The following is a 13,770-nucleotide window of genomic DNA, read 5'->3' as shown; positions in this document are numbered from 1 at the left end:
GAGATCGACGGGCGTGGGCGAACAGGATGGGACGGCGGCTTTGACCGAGGGACCGGCGTTGGGCGAGGCTGGACGCGGGCGAGACGCCGAGACGCCGAGCCAGATCCCGATGAAGGGCCTGAAGGACGTCCTCTGGCGGGTCGTCTCGGAAGTGATGGAGGACCGGGTGACGCTGATTGCGGCGGGCGTCACCTACTATCTGCTGCTTGCGATGTTTCCGGCGCTGGGCGCGCTGGTCTCGATCTACGGTTTCGTGTCCGATCCGACGACCATCGCCACCCATATCGGTTTCCTGTCGCAGATCTTCCCGCGCGGCTCCTTCGATCTCATCCTGTCGCAGCTGACGGCTCTGACCCAGCAGAAGCCGGGGACGCTGAGCATTGGCTTCGTCACCGGCCTGCTGATCGCGCTGTGGAGCGCCAATAACGGCGTCAAGGCACTCTGCGACGCCATGAACGTCGCTTACGGCGAGGAAGAAAAGCGGGGAATCGTCGAGTTCAACCTTCTGTCGCTCGCCTTCACCTTCGGGCTGCTGATCTTCGCCGTCGTACTGATCTTTGCCATCGGCGTCATTCCGGCGATCCTCTCGTTCATCTGGCTCGGCGAATGGACCGATCTGCTGACGAGGCTGGCGCGCTGGCCGATCATCCTTGGCCTGGTGATGTCGGGCATCATGCTGCTTTATAACTACGGCCCGAGCCGACAGCCGGCCAAGGTCGTCTGGCTCAGCTGGGGTGCTGTCTTCAGCACGCTGCTATGGCTGCTGTCGTCCTTCGTGTTTTCCTATTACCTCGACCATTTTGCCGACTACAACGCCACCTACGGCACGCTCGGCGCGCTGATCGGCTTCATGGTGTGGATATGGATCTCGGTCATCATCATCATCGTCGGAGCCGAGATCAACGCCGAACTCGAACACCAGACGCGCGAGGATTCGACCACCGGCCCGCCGCGCCCGATGGGCGAACGCGGCGCCTATGTCGCCGATACGCTCGGCAAGACTGCAGACTAGGGCAGTCTCAGCGGTTTTCGGCGCGGACTTCCTTTGCGGCCGGATCGCCGGGGTCTTCGAGCGTCACCAGCGCGGCCTGGCTGTCGGCGGAGGCCACCGCCGTCGGCAGCGACGTCTTGCGCTTGCGTTCGCGCAGCAGCGTTAGCAGGCCCGAGAAGATGATCAGCACGATGCCGACAGCCATCGGCGCATCGATGTGATCTTCGAAAATCAGGTAGCCGAACAGGATCGCCCAGATCATCTGGCTATATTGCGGCGGCGCCACAAGGCTTGCCGGCGCCATCTTGGCGGCATTCATCAGCAGCACGTTACCGGCAGCGCCGAGAAGGCCGTAGCTGGCGAGAAACACCCACTGCCGCGGCGTCGGCAAGGCGAGATCGGTGAGCATCAGCAAGCCGCTGATCACCAGCACGCCGAACAACGCCGCGCCGTAAAGCGAGAGGCGCTTCTCGCTCGGGCCCATGGCCCTGAAGATGACGATCGAGATGGCGGCGGTGAGACCACCGGCAGCCGCGCAGAAATGGCCGATCGTCAGTTCGCGGAAGCCGGGCCGCAGCACGATGAGGACACCGACAAAGCCGATGGTAACAGCCGTCCAGCGCTGCCAGCGGACGTCCTCCTTCAGGAAGATTACCGACAGGATGGTCACGAACGACGGCAGCAGGAACAGCAGCGCGAAGGCTTCGGCCATCGGTAGCTTGGTGAAGGCAACAACCGAGCAGATGGAGCCGATCGCCCCACAGACGAAGCGCAGCATCCAGAGCGGCCGGTTCGACGTCTTGACGATATCCGACCACGTATCGTTCTTGGTCTTCAGGAAGGGCAGGGCGGCTATCCCGAACAGCGCGCCGATGAAGGTCACCTGATAGGAGGGCAGGGCGCCGTGCAGGATCTTGATCGACGCATCGCTGAACGCGAAAACGGCATAGGCGGCGAAAGCGACAAGCACGCCGCGGAGGGGAGAATAGGGTGCCGTCATGATTCCATATCTGTGATTGACATCAGCAGGACCGGACTTGGCCGGACAACGAAAAGCAATGGCTAGCGACGAACGGCAATCGGCTCGACCGCATTTCCGGATGATTTGCTTACAGAATCAATGCCAGATTTTCTTTGGTGCGTCGCCCCCTTTTCGCCCGATGCCGCAGATTGTGGCTTCGTAACAGCGTTCCAGGGCGGGATTTGAAGGGTGTCGCAGCAATTCTTCAATTTCTGATATTTGGGGGGTCGGCGACGACGCGAAAGTGTCTTAAGTTTATCGCGTTGACAGATGAAACCCGTCCGGAATGTCGCCCTCGACAACAAAGGAACTGCGCATGAAAACCTTGAATCTGCCCAAGCGGTATATCTGCGGCATCGACGAGCTGGCAGCGCGGTCCGGGCATGGCATTACCCATGTCCTGTCGCTGGTGGATCCGGAGCTTCCGGAGATGGAGCATTTCGAAGCCTATGGCAGCACCCGCCGCCTCGTCTTGAAGATGCACGATATCATCGAGCCCAAGCCCGGCATGATCCTGCCGGAAAAATCGCACATGAAATCCATTCTCGAATTCGGCCATCTGGTCGAGACCGAAAGCAACTCCTTCGGCTCGCTGCTGGTCCATTGCCATATGGGCGTATCGCGCTCGACCGCTGCGATGGTAGCGATCATGGCGCAGGCCCATCCGGAAGAGGCGGAAGATCACGTCTTCGAAACGCTCCGCCGCATCCGCCCGCAAGCCTGGCCGAACTCGCTGATGATCCGCTACGCCGACGAACAGCTCGACCGCGAGGGCAAGCTCACCGCCGCGCTGCGCCGCCACTACGCCGTGCAGCTGGCAACGACCCCCGACGTCGGCACCTGGATGAGCTCGCTCGGACGCCAACGCGAAGTCGACATGGCAGAATGACGCATCCGTGGCCGGCGAACACCTCAATGGTCGCCGGTCACACCGTACTGCATCAGACACTTGCAAGCCCAGCGGCGGAATGACGGCGAATCACCACGGCGTCAATTATGGAAGCTGCCGGCTCGTTTAAGCCAAAAAGTAGCCAACGCAGCGATCGCGAAAATCCCGGAGAACCAGAAGAAAAATTCAAAAAACGACATCTCGGAAAAAATGAATTTGGAATACGTAAAGTTTTTGTTAAGACGTTGCGTCGATACAAGTATGGGCCATACCAAACAGGAGGCACCTGCCGTTGCGGACGCATAGTGATTGGATGAAATCCTTCGTGGGGATTTTTGTTGTCGGACTGACTATGGCAGGGTGCACGACCATGCCGAAGCCCGAGACCAAGCCAGTTACCCGCACGAAGACCGCCAACGGCGCTGTCAAAGTGACCTACAATTACACCCGCGAAGACCGCGAATGCCTGAAGCGGGCGATGTACGCGGAATCGCTGGCCTCCGACCCCGATGGCTATCTGGCGGTCGGCACCGTCGTTGCCAATCGCCTGACCTCGCCGGCTTACCCGAAAACCATTTGTGGCGTCGTGGGCCAGGAAAAGCAGTTTGCCCCCGGCGTCATGAAAGTCGTCATCAAGGACCAGGCCGAGCCGACCCTCGATGCGGCCGCCGATGCCATCCTGCATGGCGAGCGGCATCCGGCGCTGGAAAGCGCGATGTTCTTCCATACGCAGGGACTGAAATATCCGTATGGCAACATGCACTACGTCGCCGTTGCCGGCGGCAACGCATTTTACGAGAAGCGTGCCAAGGACGGTACGCTCGAGACGCCGCCGCCGCTGCCGGCCTATGAAGTCGCTATGAACTACGTCGGCAACCAGCAGGCTTCCGAGCAGATCACATCGCCGCAATTCGATCACCTGCTGCCAGCCACAGGCCCGGTCCCGGCCTTTACCGCCGCAACTGCCTTTGCCCCGACAGCAATGAAGCCGATCGATACCGCATTCACGGTGCCGCAGAAGGTCGTTGTCCCGATAGAGCGTCCGGATTACGCGATCTCCGGGCCACTTAACTAAAAGCGACACGTCAGCGGGTTTGCGACTTGCGAGCCCGCTACCAGTTTCCTGGATCGGCTGTATGGTCGATCTCGGCAAATTCCTCCGCCACCTTGCGGTCGAGAACGATTTCCCCGGACACCTGCGCGCCTTCCATCAGGGTATATATCAGGGGTGCCGCCGCCTTGCTGAGTTCCTGATACATCAGCAAAGCCGCTTCATCGGCACTGTCGGCTTCGATCTCGCGGATCACGGCGATCTTGAATTTCTGCATGGATTTTTCCTTTCAGGGCGCCGACGCCATCCCGACCGGACGGCGCCGTTCTGTCGTCCTTGCCATGTAAGCCCGTGCCGCGAAAAGGCCAGCGTCTCAGACGTGCTGCCCGCCGCTGATGTGGATTTCAGCACCGTTAATGTACGAGGATGCAGCGGTGCAGAGGAAGTGGATCGTCTCTGCAACCTCCATCGGCGACCCCAGTCGCCCCATCGGCACATCGCGTCTGACGATGTCGTCTGTCCCCGGGGACAGCATCGACGTGGCGATTTCTCCGGGGGCGATAGCGTTGGCGCGAATACCCATCGGTGCAAATTCATGGGCCAGCTCGCGGGTCAACGACGCCAGCCCGGCTTTCGATGCAGCATAGGCAACGCCCGCAAACGGGTGGACGCGAGAGCCGGCGATGGAGGTGACGTTGACGATCGATCCCTTGGCCTTTTCCAGTTCCGGACGAAGTTCGCGCGCCAGTAGGGCTATCGAGATGAGATTGACGTTCATCACCTTCGTCCACGTCTGGGCATCGGTCGCGCTGACGCCGAGCCGGGTCTGATCCGGCCCCTTCGGCGATATGCCGGCATTGTTAACCAGCGCATGCAACGCACCCTCCGGCAACCTCTCGCGCACCGTGGCGGCAAGCCGTTCGATCTGGTCAAGCTCCGACAGATCGGCCTGGATATGGCTTTCCCGCGCGGCCGGCCAGGGGCAGTCCTCGGACGACTGTCGCGATACCGTCAGGATCTGCCAGCCTTTTTCCGTGAAGAATTTGACCGTCGCGTGCCCGATCCCACGGCTTGCGCCGGTCAACAACATGATATTTCTGGTCATTTCTTTCCACCCACCGCAATTTCAGGAAGCCGTGACGGGGGCGCCACGATCATTCGCCATTGCACGACTTGCAGACGTTTGATGCGAAAAAGCAATGCATTTTGCAAGCATCGCCACGGTTCTCGACGGTCGCGCCTGAGCGGCTCCCGCTGCTGCTGCCGGGGCGCCCGCAACACACTTGCACCATTGCCGAAAATTTCGTGCCCCGGCGCCGGGCACGGGGATGAAATTAACACTCTGTTAACCAAATCGCCCTTAAACATCGTCAATGAATTCTTAACGCAGATGACCAAATTGCTAACAGATGCTCGCTCGATTCGCATTAAAGGCCGCTCGTTTCTGGCGGTCATGCTATCCCCCGATCTGCCGTTTGACGACTGGCTGATCAGGCTGGACGATCTGGCCGCGCGCTCTGCAGGCTTTTTCCTCGGACGTCCCGTCGTCCTCGACGTGACGGACCTGCCGATAGACCGGGCACAGCTGAAGGCTCTGATTGCCGAACTTTCGAGCCGCAACGTCAGCATCATGGGCATCGAGGGCGGACGTCCCTCGATCCTCGGGCCGGGCATGCCGCCGGCGCTGAAGGGCGGCCGTCCCGTTGCCGACTTCGAGGTTGCCTCGAAGGAGCCGGACGCCGATGCACCCGCCAAGCCGGTAGTGACCGAGCCGCGGCCTGCGACACAATCGCTGGTCATCCGCGAGCCGGTTCGCTCCGGCCAGTCGGTGATCTTTCCGGAAGGCGACGTCACCGTCATCGGCTCGGTCGCCTCTGGCGCCGAGATCGTCGCCGGCGGGTCGGTGCACATCTACGGAACACTCAGAGGCCGCGTCATGGCGGGCTCTGTCGGACACGCCTCTGCGCGCATCTTCTGCCGGAAACTCGAGGCCGAGCTGGTCGCGATCGATGGCGTCTACAAGATGGCGGAGGACCTCGCTCCAGAGCTTCACGGGCAAGCCGTGCAACTCTGGCTCGAGGACGACAGGATCATGGCAGAGAAACTCAATTAAGCCGGATGCCGGCAGGGACATAAGGAGAGCGAGATGGGGAAAGTCGTCGTCGTAACATCGGGCAAGGGCGGAGTTGGCAAGACCACGTCGACTGCAGCTCTGGGGGCAGCCTTGGCGCAGCGCAACGAGAAGGTCGTGGTCGTCGATTTCGACGTCGGCCTCAGAAATCTCGACCTCATCATGGGCGCCGAGCGCCGGGTCGTCTACGATCTCATCAACGTTATCCAGGGCGATGCCAAGCTGACGCAGGCGCTGATCCGCGACAAGCGGCTTGAAAACCTGTTCCTCCTGCCGGCTTCCCAGACCCGCGACAAGGATAACCTGACGGAAGAGGGCGTCGAGCGCGTCATCACCGATCTGAAGCGCCATTTCGACTGGATCATCTGCGACAGCCCGGCCGGCATCGAGCGCGGCGCGACGCTTGCCATGCGCCATGCCGACGTTGCCGTGGTCGTCACCAATCCGGAAGTTTCGTCGGTGCGCGACAGCGACCGCATCATCGGCCTGCTGGATTCCAAGACTGCCAAGGCCGAACGCGGCGAACGGATGGAAAAGCACCTGCTGCTGACCCGCTACGACGCCAACCGCGCCGAGCGCGGCGACATGCTGAAGGTCGAGGACGTGCTGGAAATCCTTTCCATCCCTCTGCTCGGCATCATTCCGGAAAGCATGGACGTGCTGCGCGCCTCGAATGTCGGCGCGCCCGTGACCATCGCCGAAAGCCGCAGTGCCGCTGCCATGGCCTATTTCGACGCCGCCCGCCGTCTTGCCGGCGAAGCCTTGCCAATCGCAATGCCGAGCGACAAGCGCAATATTTTCGACAAGCTTTTCGGTCGGAGAGCAGCATGAACATTTTCAAGCTTTTCAACAGGCAGAGAACCGCTCCTGCCGCCCGCGAACGGCTGCAGCTGCTTCTTGCCCACGAACGGTCGTCATCCGGCTCGGACCTGATCACCCTGCTCAGGGAAGAGATCCTTGCGGTTATCTCCAAGCATGTGCAGCTCGACAACGACAAGGTGCAGGTGAAAATCGAGCGTTCGGAATTCGTCTCGACGCTTGAAATCGACGTCGAATTGCCGCTCAATGCAGCGATTGCTGCGTGATGCAACAGGGGCGTGACCGGCAGCGGTCATGCCCCCCAGCCGTTGTTTTCCGCGCGTAAGATCAGACGGGATCCCGATGGCCGAGACATTCAACCCACCCTCGGTTCGCCGCCCTTTCGGCCATTACAATCACGGCCTGCTGGTGCCACCCGGCGCCTCCTTGCTGGTGACATCCGGCCAGCTGGGCATCGCCGCCGACGATACCATCCCCGACGGCGTCACGGCCCAGGCCGAGCTCTGCTTCCAGGCAATCGCCGCTATCTTATCGGAAGCGGGGATGGATTTTTCTGACGTTATCCGCATCTCAGGCTTCGTCACCCGCCGCGAGGACTTCGCCCCCTACATGGCTGTCCGCGATCGCTACACGCTCGACCCCAAGCCGGTCTCGACGCTGATCATCGTCAGCGGCTTTACGCGCCCGGAATTCCTGGTGGAAGTCGAAGTGACGGCAGCCAAGGTCAACTGACAGGCGCCGCCCTGGCTAGAAGCGCTCCATCGCCGTCTTCACCCTTGCCATGAATGCCGCCCGGGTTTGCTCCGTGCAGTTGTTCATGTCGTAATGGGCCAGAAACGTCACCGGCTTCACCGGATTGATCTGCGCACGCAGCACCCGCTTGACGATTTTCTTCGGCGGGTTGCCGGCGACCAGCGCGCGGAGCGGCGTTGCGCCGTAGGTCAGAACCGCTGCCAGCTTGCGAATGTGCCGAAGCCGCGACTTTACCTGCCCGTCGACGAGCTCGAATGAGACGCCGGGGAGCCAGACGCGGTCGAAATAGCCCTTCAGCATCGCCGGAAAGCCAAAATTCCAGACCGGCGTGACGATAACCAGGCCCTCGGCCTGCCGTAACCGCTGGACATAGGGCTCAACCAGTTCGGTATTCTGCGGGTAGTCGTGGTAGATCAGCCGGTCGTGTCGCGAGAGAACCGGGTCGAATTTCTCCGCATAGAGATCGCAACCGTCGACCGTGTGCCCGGCTGCCTCCAGGCTTGCGACCGTCTGCCGGTAAAGGGCCGCCCCATAGCTCGATTCCACCGGATGCGAATGCAGAACCAGGACCCTCATCACCCCTCCATGACACCAGCAAGCCCCGGAAAGAGATAATTCTTTCCGGCAGTAAAATCGAAATCTGGATTGTCCCAGGCGATCATCTTGCCGGGATTGAGCAAGCCCTTCGGGTCCGTCTCGTGCTTGAAGGCCAGCTGTATCTTGTCGGTGCGCTTCATGCCGCCTTCCTCGAGCGTGTAGCGATGCGGATTGAAGACCGGGCAACCGTGATCCTGGTGGATCTGGATGATCTCCTCCAGCCGCGCCTCCGTCGTGTAGCGCACCAGCGGCAGGCCGGAGCACTGGACCTGGCCGTCGAACCGCATGAATTCGAGATGACCGGGCACCTCGTCGCCGAAGATCGCGGTCATCTCGGCGACCTTCGCGACGTGGTCGGGGCCGGGATACTGGATCTGGAGGTAGGTCAGACCGGGGTCGACCTTCAAAGCGCGCAGCGTAGTGTGGTTCCAGGCCAGCTCATAGGCGTGCGGGATGCCCTTCATGCTTTCGACCGTGTCGGAGCGGAAGATCACCTCGGCCTTCTGCGACGCTGCGAAGGCGAGGAAGGCATCCATCGAATGAGGCGCGATCATAAGCACCACGACGGACTGGCCCTCGCGGATGTAGGGCTTGTGGCGGGTGAAGTAGTCGTAAGGGATAGGCGCTGCGATCGGGGCGATTTCCTTGACAAGGATGCCGTTGCATTTCGCCAGCGCATCCGAAAAGCGCACCGACGCCATGAAGTCGTCGTAGCCGACCAGCACGTCGATCCAGTCGTAGGCCGGCGCCAGCGGCATTTCGATCTCGGTGATGATGCCGTTGGTGCCGTAGGCATGACTGACCTTCTGCAGGTCCCAGCCGGTGAGGTCGAGGACGCGGGGTTCGGCCTCCATCGTCACGACCCGCAGCCGCAGTATGTTGCCGATATCGCGAAGACCGCCCCAGGTAATCGAGCCGACGCCGCCGGAGCCGCCGGCGATGAAGCCGCCAATGGTAGCCGTCTGCTTGGTCGAGGGATGGAAGCGTAGCTCCTGGCCGGAATGGGCCTTGGTCTGCTTGTCGAGATCGGCAATGACGATGCCGGGCTCGCAGATGACACGGCCGGGGTGGATTTCCTTGATCTTGTCCATGCCGGCGAGATTGAGGACGATACCGCCGGAAAGCGGCATGGCCTGTCCGTAGTTGCCGGTGCCGGCACCGCGCGGCGTGACCGGCACGCCATGGGCGAAGGCCACTTTCAGGGTCCGGATGACCTCCGCCTCGGTCTTCGGCGTCACCACCAGATCGGCGGTTACATTGTCGAGTTGCGCCTTGAGGATCGGCGAATACCAGAAGAAATCTCGGCTTTTCTGGCGCACCAGCGCCGGATTGTCCTCGACCGCGATGCCCTCGAGTTCCTGTTTGATCAGTTGATAATCCGGCATGTCAGGCTCCAACGACGCTATCGAGTTCACGGTAATCGGGCAGGTTACGATCGATCATCTTGCCACGCCTGAGCACGACGCGATCGGATTGCGGCCTCGACAGAAATTCGCTCCAGCGACGGGCACTGAAGAGGACGAGATCGGCCGGCGCGCCGACGGCGATAAGCGCCATATCCGGCCGTCCGACAATGGCGGCAGCCGATGTCGTGACGACGCGGGCGGCCGTGTCCAGGGGGTGGTCGAGATGGAGGATCCGCACCGCCTCGCGGAACACCTCGACAGGATCGAGATCGCCGTATGCATAGAAGGGATCGCGGGTGTTGTCGGAGGCAACGGCTGTAGCGACGCCCGCCGCCGCCAATTCCTTGAACAGCGTTACGCCGCGCCAGCGGGGCGTGCGGTCCGGGTAGCGGTCCTGCAGGTACATGTTGCACATCGGCAGCGAGATGACCGACAGTCCGGCCTCTGCCACCAGCCCGACCGTGCGGCGTGCGGTCTCCTCGTCCTGGCGGGCCAGCGAGCAGCAATGGCCGGCCGTCACCTTGCCGGTAAAACGGTTGCGCAGGACGGCTTCGGCAACGGCCTTCAGGGTCTCGGCGGCGGGATCGTCGGTCTCGTCGATATGCAGGTCGACATCGAGCTCGTTTTCGGCTGCGGCCCGAAACAGTGTGTCGAGTTGCCAGGTGAGATCGGCGCTCATCTGCGGGACGCCGCCGAGCAGGCCGCGCTTTTCCCGCACAACGGAAACGAGGTCGGCGAAATAGGCAGCATCGGCCATCGCATCCATCGGGAAGAGGGCGACGGCCTGCAGCGCGATCTTGTCCTTCCAGGCATCGCGTACCTCGTCGAAGACATCGAAGGAGATCCGGTGCTGCGGGCTCAGCGAATCCAGATGGGTGCGGATCAGGCTGGTGCCGTGGGCATAGGCCGAGCGCAGGGAGAACTCCATCCGCTTCCGGACATCGTCCGAGGACCAGTGGGCCTCCCGATCGGTGCGTACTGCATCAAGCGCACCGGCAAAGGTGCCGTCCGGATTGGCGTGGCGGGCGGAGATATGGCCCTTGTCGAGATGGGTGTGGATATCGGCAAAGCACGGCCAGACCATGCCGTCCTTCAGGTCGGATCGGGCAAGCTCGATGGGTGCCGTCCCCGGCGGCAGGATCGCTTCGATCAGGCCGTCGTTGATGACGATATCGGCCTTCACGAGGCCCTCGTCGGACGCCGCGGCAAAATCCTCGACGGCAACTGCCGGCAATGTCGCATGACTGAGCACGAAGCGTCCGGCATTGGGAGGAGACAAAAAGGATGTCGACATCAGTTTTCTCGCTTCAGGCTGCTCTCATGCCATCGGTGCAGGCTCACCCAGGAAATGAAAGAGGTAATCGCAAAGATCGCCACGCCGAGCATCGACAGCATCAGCAGGGCGGCGAACAGGCGGGGGATATTCATGCGGTATTGCGCCTCGAGCAGCCGGAACGCGAGGCCCGAGCCGGCCCCGGCCGAGCCGGCGGCAAATTCGGCGACCACCGCCGCGATCAGCGCCAGCCCGCCACCGATGCGCAGGCCGGTCATGAAATAGGGCTGGGCTGCTGGAAGCTTCAGATACAGCAGCGTCTGCCAGCGTGAGGCGCCATAGAGTTCGTAGAGATTGATCAGGTTGTGGTCGACGCTTTTCAGCCCCTGCACCATGTTGGACAGGATCGGGAAGAAGGCGACGAGGAAGGCGCAGATCAACAATGCTGCCTGCGTCGAGGGCGCGTAGATCAGGATCAGCGGCGAGATCGCCACGACAGGCGTCACCTGCAGGATGACTGCGAGTGGATAGAAGGCGAGCTCGATCCAGCGCGACTGGACGAGGAAGATCGCGAAACCACCGCCGCCGATCAGCGCCAGCAGCAGCGAGATCAGTGTGATCTTCGTCGTCACCCAGAGGGCGGGCGCAAGCGTACCCCAGTCGGAAACGAAGGCATTGGCAACAGCGACAGGACCCGGAAGGATATAGGGCGGAATGCCGGACAGCCGGACATAGGTATGCCAGATCAGCACCAGTACGGCGATGACGGCAATCGGCACTGCAATGCGCAAGGCGAGATCGCGTCGGCCGGTATTGGTGGTCTGCTGGCCTTCCGGCAACGGGTGTGTTTTGGGCTCGTTGCTCATCACGCCTCCTCTGCCGTGTTGATGGCTGCGATCAGCGACCGGGAGACGGTCTCACAGGCCCGCCGATACTCTTCCGACGTGCGATAATGGGCGTCGCGCTCGAGACTGGTGACCAGCGGAATATCGGCATGGACGCGTCCGGGCCGCGACTTCATGACGACGATGCGATTGGAAAGGTAGGCGGATTCGAACACCGAATGGGTGACGAAGATCACCGTGATGCCCGTCGTCTTCCAGAGCCGCAGCACATCGTCGTTGAGCTTCTGGCGGCTGATCTCGTCGAGGGCTGCAAAGGGCTCGTCCATCAGCAGGAGCTTCGGCTTGGTCACCAGCGCCCGGGCAATCGAGACACGCATCTTCATGCCGCCGGACAATTCGCGCGGATAGGCATCGACGAAGTCGGCAAGGCCGACTGTCTCGAGCGCTTCCATGATCGGGCCGCGGGCCGCAGCTTTCGACACGCCGCGCAGCCGGAGGGGCAGGTAGACATTGCCGAACGCCGTCTTCCAGGGCATCAGCGTCGGCTCCTGAAACACGAAGCCGATATCGCCTTCCGGCAGGCCCCGGGCATTGATGCGTGAGCTCGGCCAGTCGATGCTGCCGCTCGTGGTGCCGCCAAGGCCTGCAATGATCCGCAGCGCTGTCGACTTGCCGCAACCGGACGGGCCAAGCAGGCTGACAAACTCGCCGCTTTCCACCGTCAGCGACATGTCGGACAACGCGACGGTGCCGCTGGAAAACACCTTGGACACCGACTGCATCACGACCAGCGGACGCTTGCGCGCTTCCGTCGATCGGGACGCCTGGGTTTCGGCTAGGGACATGGACTGGCTCTTCCTGAAGGCAGTTGCGGTTCGCAGCCTCGCGGTCGCGAACCTCGCGCGCGCGGCGTTTATTTCTTGAGCGCCATGCCGACGCCCTTGCAGACGAATTTCGTCGTAAAGGCCTTGGTGTAGTCGGTATCGGCCTTGACGACCTTGATGCCGACCATCTCCTCAAAGAACTTCTTGTAATGGGCATCCGTCATGCAGCCGATGCCCTTGTCGAGGGCCTCGCCGGATTCGGCGATCCCGTATTCCTTCATCTTGGCGATCGAATAGGCGATCTGTCCGTCCGTCATGTCAGGATTGTCGGCCTTGATCAGGGCGTTCGCCTTGCTGTTGTCGCCGTACAGATAGTTGTACCAGCCCTCGATCGAGGCGTCGACGAAGCGCTGGACGACATCCGGCTTGCTGTCGACCATCTTCTGCGAGGTGGTGATCATCGTCGAATAGGGCGAATATCCGTTGTCGGCGAGCAGGAAGACTTTCGGTGCGACGCCGGTCTGCTTCTCGATTTCGTAGGGCTCAGACGTCAGGTATCCCTGCTGGGCCGATTGCTTGTCGGCAAGGAACGGACCGGCATTGAAGGTATATGGCTTGTACTGCTCGTCGGCAAAACCTTTGAAGTTCGACTTCATCCACTCGAAATAGGTGAGGTAGCCGTCCTTGCTCATGAAAATAGTGTGTAGCTTGGCCAGATCCTCGAACTTCTCGACACCGGCATCGGCATCGGCATGGGCGAGCAGCACCTGCGGATCCTTCTGGAAGATGGCGGCAACGTCGAGGATCGGAATTCCCTGTTCGACCGCCGAAAGCTCCTGCTGCGGGCCACCCATGTAGAAGTCGATCTTTCCGGCAATGAGCAAAGCGCTGTTGGCAGCGTTCGGGCCGCCCTGGACGATTTTGACGTCAAGGCCGTGCTTGGCGTAGGTGCCGTCGGCGACGGCCTGGTAAAAACCGCCATGCTCGGCCTGGGCCAGCCAGTTGGTACCGTAGGTCACCTGATCCAGCGCGTAGGCGGGCGCGGTCAGTGCGCCGACGAGGCCGAAGCCAAGGGCTGCGGAAAAGGCAATGGTGTTCATGAGCTTCGACATGGCAGGCGTTCCCCATTTTTGTGGCCACCAGTCGCCTTGGAAGACGCCGGATTTTCTG

Annotated in this window: 17 protein-coding genes; 8 read left to right on the top strand and 9 right to left on the bottom strand. The window is 61.6% G+C overall.

Annotated elements, in window-relative coordinates; genetic code table 11:
• The first annotated feature begins 13 nt into the window (after positions 1-13).
• Entirely contained in the window at positions 14-1,012 is a 999-nt protein-coding gene (locus tag PR018_RS27890; protein WP_244615325.1) for a YihY/virulence factor BrkB family protein, read from the top strand.
• 7 nt (positions 1,013-1,019) lie between these two features.
• Here the strand turns inward: PR018_RS27890 and PR018_RS27885 are convergent, their stop codons facing one another.
• Positions 1,020-1,991, bottom strand: coding sequence for a DMT family transporter (locus tag PR018_RS27885; RefSeq protein WP_142829309.1), 972 nt, complete (start codon positions 1,989-1,991; stop codon positions 1,020-1,022).
• Between the two features lie 337 nt (positions 1,992-2,328).
• On the opposite strand from PR018_RS27885, the gene PR018_RS27880 reads away from it, so the two are divergent.
• From PR018_RS27880 to PR018_RS27870, 3 genes are all read left to right on the top strand, one after another.
• On the top strand, positions 2,329-2,901 hold the full coding sequence (locus PR018_RS27880; RefSeq protein ID WP_142829311.1) for a tyrosine phosphatase family protein: 573 nt from the start codon (positions 2,329-2,331) through the stop codon (positions 2,899-2,901).
• 107 nt (positions 2,902-3,008) lie between these two features.
• Complete coding sequence (locus tag PR018_RS27875) at positions 3,009-3,218, top strand: hypothetical protein (protein WP_142829313.1); 210 nt, start codon at positions 3,009-3,011, stop codon at positions 3,216-3,218.
• Positions 3,194-3,976: a cell wall hydrolase gene (locus PR018_RS27870; RefSeq protein WP_374113783.1), complete on the top strand. Its 783-nt coding sequence runs from the start codon at positions 3,194-3,196 to the stop codon at positions 3,974-3,976. The genes PR018_RS27875 and PR018_RS27870 overlap by 25 nt, the downstream gene beginning before the upstream one ends.
• A 37-nt stretch (positions 3,977-4,013) precedes the next feature.
• Here PR018_RS27870 and PR018_RS27865 read toward each other — a convergent pair whose 3' ends face one another.
• Both PR018_RS27865 and PR018_RS27860 read right to left on the bottom strand, forming a co-directional pair.
• A complete protein-coding gene (locus PR018_RS27865; protein ID WP_142829317.1) occupies positions 4,014-4,229 on the bottom strand; it encodes a hypothetical protein in 216 nt (71 codons plus the stop codon).
• A 96-nt stretch (positions 4,230-4,325) separates the two neighbouring features.
• On the bottom strand, positions 4,326-5,057 hold the full coding sequence (locus PR018_RS27860; protein WP_142829319.1) for an SDR family NAD(P)-dependent oxidoreductase: 732 nt from the start codon (positions 5,055-5,057) through the stop codon (positions 4,326-4,328).
• Between the two features lie 285 nt (positions 5,058-5,342).
• On the opposite strand from PR018_RS27860, the gene minC reads away from it, so the two are divergent.
• From minC to PR018_RS27840, 4 genes are all read left to right on the top strand, one after another.
• The gene (minC, locus tag PR018_RS27855) at positions 5,343-6,065 is read left to right on the top strand and encodes a septum site-determining protein MinC (RefSeq protein ID WP_142829321.1); all 723 of its coding nucleotides are present in this window, start codon (positions 5,343-5,345) and stop codon (positions 6,063-6,065) included.
• A gap of 33 nt (positions 6,066-6,098) precedes the next feature.
• On the top strand, positions 6,099-6,914 hold the full coding sequence (gene minD / locus PR018_RS27850) for a septum site-determining protein MinD (protein ID WP_111221088.1): 816 nt from the start codon (positions 6,099-6,101) through the stop codon (positions 6,912-6,914).
• Positions 6,911-7,168 (top strand): cell division topological specificity factor MinE, encoded by a 258-nt coding sequence (gene minE, locus PR018_RS27845; protein WP_111221087.1) that lies wholly within the window; start codon positions 6,911-6,913, stop codon positions 7,166-7,168. The genes minD and minE overlap by 4 nt, the downstream gene beginning before the upstream one ends.
• A 76-nt stretch (positions 7,169-7,244) precedes the next feature.
• A complete protein-coding gene (locus tag PR018_RS27840) occupies positions 7,245-7,634 on the top strand; it encodes a RidA family protein (RefSeq protein ID WP_142829322.1) in 390 nt (129 codons plus the stop codon).
• A 15-nt stretch (positions 7,635-7,649) separates the two neighbouring features.
• Here the strand turns inward: PR018_RS27840 and PR018_RS27835 are convergent, their stop codons facing one another.
• The 6 genes from PR018_RS27835 to PR018_RS27810 form a co-directional block, all read right to left on the bottom strand.
• Positions 7,650-8,231, bottom strand: coding sequence for an NAD(P)H-dependent oxidoreductase (locus PR018_RS27835; RefSeq protein WP_142829324.1), 582 nt, complete (start codon positions 8,229-8,231; stop codon positions 7,650-7,652).
• Positions 8,231-9,637: an FAD-binding oxidoreductase gene (locus PR018_RS27830; RefSeq protein WP_142829326.1), complete on the bottom strand. Its 1,407-nt coding sequence runs from the start codon at positions 9,635-9,637 to the stop codon at positions 8,231-8,233. Before PR018_RS27830 ends, PR018_RS27835 begins: the two co-directional genes overlap by 1 nt.
• A 1-nt stretch (position 9,638) precedes the next feature.
• A complete protein-coding gene (locus PR018_RS27825; RefSeq protein ID WP_142829328.1) occupies positions 9,639-10,952 on the bottom strand; it encodes a cytosine deaminase in 1,314 nt (437 codons plus the stop codon).
• Positions 10,952-11,797 carry an ABC transporter permease gene (locus PR018_RS27820; protein ID WP_142829330.1) on the bottom strand — a complete coding sequence of 282 codons (846 nt, stop codon included), beginning with the start codon at positions 11,795-11,797 and terminating at the stop codon, positions 10,952-10,954. The genes PR018_RS27825 and PR018_RS27820 overlap by 1 nt, the downstream gene beginning before the upstream one ends.
• Positions 11,797-12,621: an ABC transporter ATP-binding protein gene (locus PR018_RS27815; RefSeq protein ID WP_142829332.1), complete on the bottom strand. Its 825-nt coding sequence runs from the start codon at positions 12,619-12,621 to the stop codon at positions 11,797-11,799. Before PR018_RS27815 ends, PR018_RS27820 begins: the two co-directional genes overlap by 1 nt.
• Before the next feature lie 68 nt (positions 12,622-12,689).
• Positions 12,690-13,712, bottom strand: a complete 1,023-nt coding sequence (locus tag PR018_RS27810; protein WP_142829334.1) for an ABC transporter substrate-binding protein — start codon at positions 13,710-13,712, stop codon at positions 12,690-12,692.
• Between the last annotated feature and the right edge of the window lie 58 nt (positions 13,713-13,770).

Origin of the sequence: Rhizobium rhododendri (assembly GCF_007000325.2) — a bacterium.
In the GTDB taxonomy this organism is placed as follows: Bacteria; Pseudomonadota; Alphaproteobacteria; order Rhizobiales; family Rhizobiaceae; genus Rhizobium; species Rhizobium rhododendri.
The sequence above is the reverse complement of the archived record's forward strand: the minus strand, read 5'-3'. Positions and strand labels throughout refer to the sequence as shown.

Bases quoted from the DNA above. Each gene is read 5' to 3' on its own strand.
- PR018_RS27885 (WP_142829309.1), bottom strand. From the start codon at position 1,991: ATGACGGCACCCTATTCTCCCCTCCGCGGCGTGCTTGTCGCTTTCGCC.
- PR018_RS27880 (WP_142829311.1), top strand. From the start codon at position 2,329: ATGAAAACCTTGAATCTGCCCAAGCGGTATATCTGCGGCATCGACGAG.
- PR018_RS27875 (WP_142829313.1), top strand. From the start codon at position 3,009: ATGGAAGCTGCCGGCTCGTTTAAGCCAAAAAGTAGCCAACGCAGCGAT.
- PR018_RS27865 (WP_142829317.1), bottom strand. From the start codon at position 4,229: ATGCAGAAATTCAAGATCGCCGTGATCCGCGAGATCGAAGCCGACAGT.
- PR018_RS27860 (WP_142829319.1), bottom strand. From the start codon at position 5,057: ATGACCAGAAATATCATGTTGTTGACCGGCGCAAGCCGTGGGATCGGG.
- minC (WP_142829321.1), top strand. From the start codon at position 5,343: ATGACCAAATTGCTAACAGATGCTCGCTCGATTCGCATTAAAGGCCGC.
- minD (WP_111221088.1), top strand. From the start codon at position 6,099: ATGGGGAAAGTCGTCGTCGTAACATCGGGCAAGGGCGGAGTTGGCAAG.
- minE (WP_111221087.1), top strand. From the start codon at position 6,911: ATGAACATTTTCAAGCTTTTCAACAGGCAGAGAACCGCTCCTGCCGCC.
- PR018_RS27840 (WP_142829322.1), top strand. From the start codon at position 7,245: ATGGCCGAGACATTCAACCCACCCTCGGTTCGCCGCCCTTTCGGCCAT.
- PR018_RS27835 (WP_142829324.1), bottom strand. From the start codon at position 8,231: ATGAGGGTCCTGGTTCTGCATTCGCATCCGGTGGAATCGAGCTATGGG.
- PR018_RS27830 (WP_142829326.1), bottom strand. From the start codon at position 9,637: ATGCCGGATTATCAACTGATCAAACAGGAACTCGAGGGCATCGCGGTC.
- PR018_RS27825 (WP_142829328.1), bottom strand. From the start codon at position 10,952: ATGTCGACATCCTTTTTGTCTCCTCCCAATGCCGGACGCTTCGTGCTC.
- PR018_RS27820 (WP_142829330.1), bottom strand. From the start codon at position 11,797: ATGAGCAACGAGCCCAAAACACACCCGTTGCCGGAAGGCCAGCAGACC.
- PR018_RS27815 (WP_142829332.1), bottom strand. From the start codon at position 12,621: ATGTCCCTAGCCGAAACCCAGGCGTCCCGATCGACGGAAGCGCGCAAG.
- PR018_RS27810 (WP_142829334.1), bottom strand. From the start codon at position 13,712: ATGTCGAAGCTCATGAACACCATTGCCTTTTCCGCAGCCCTTGGCTTC.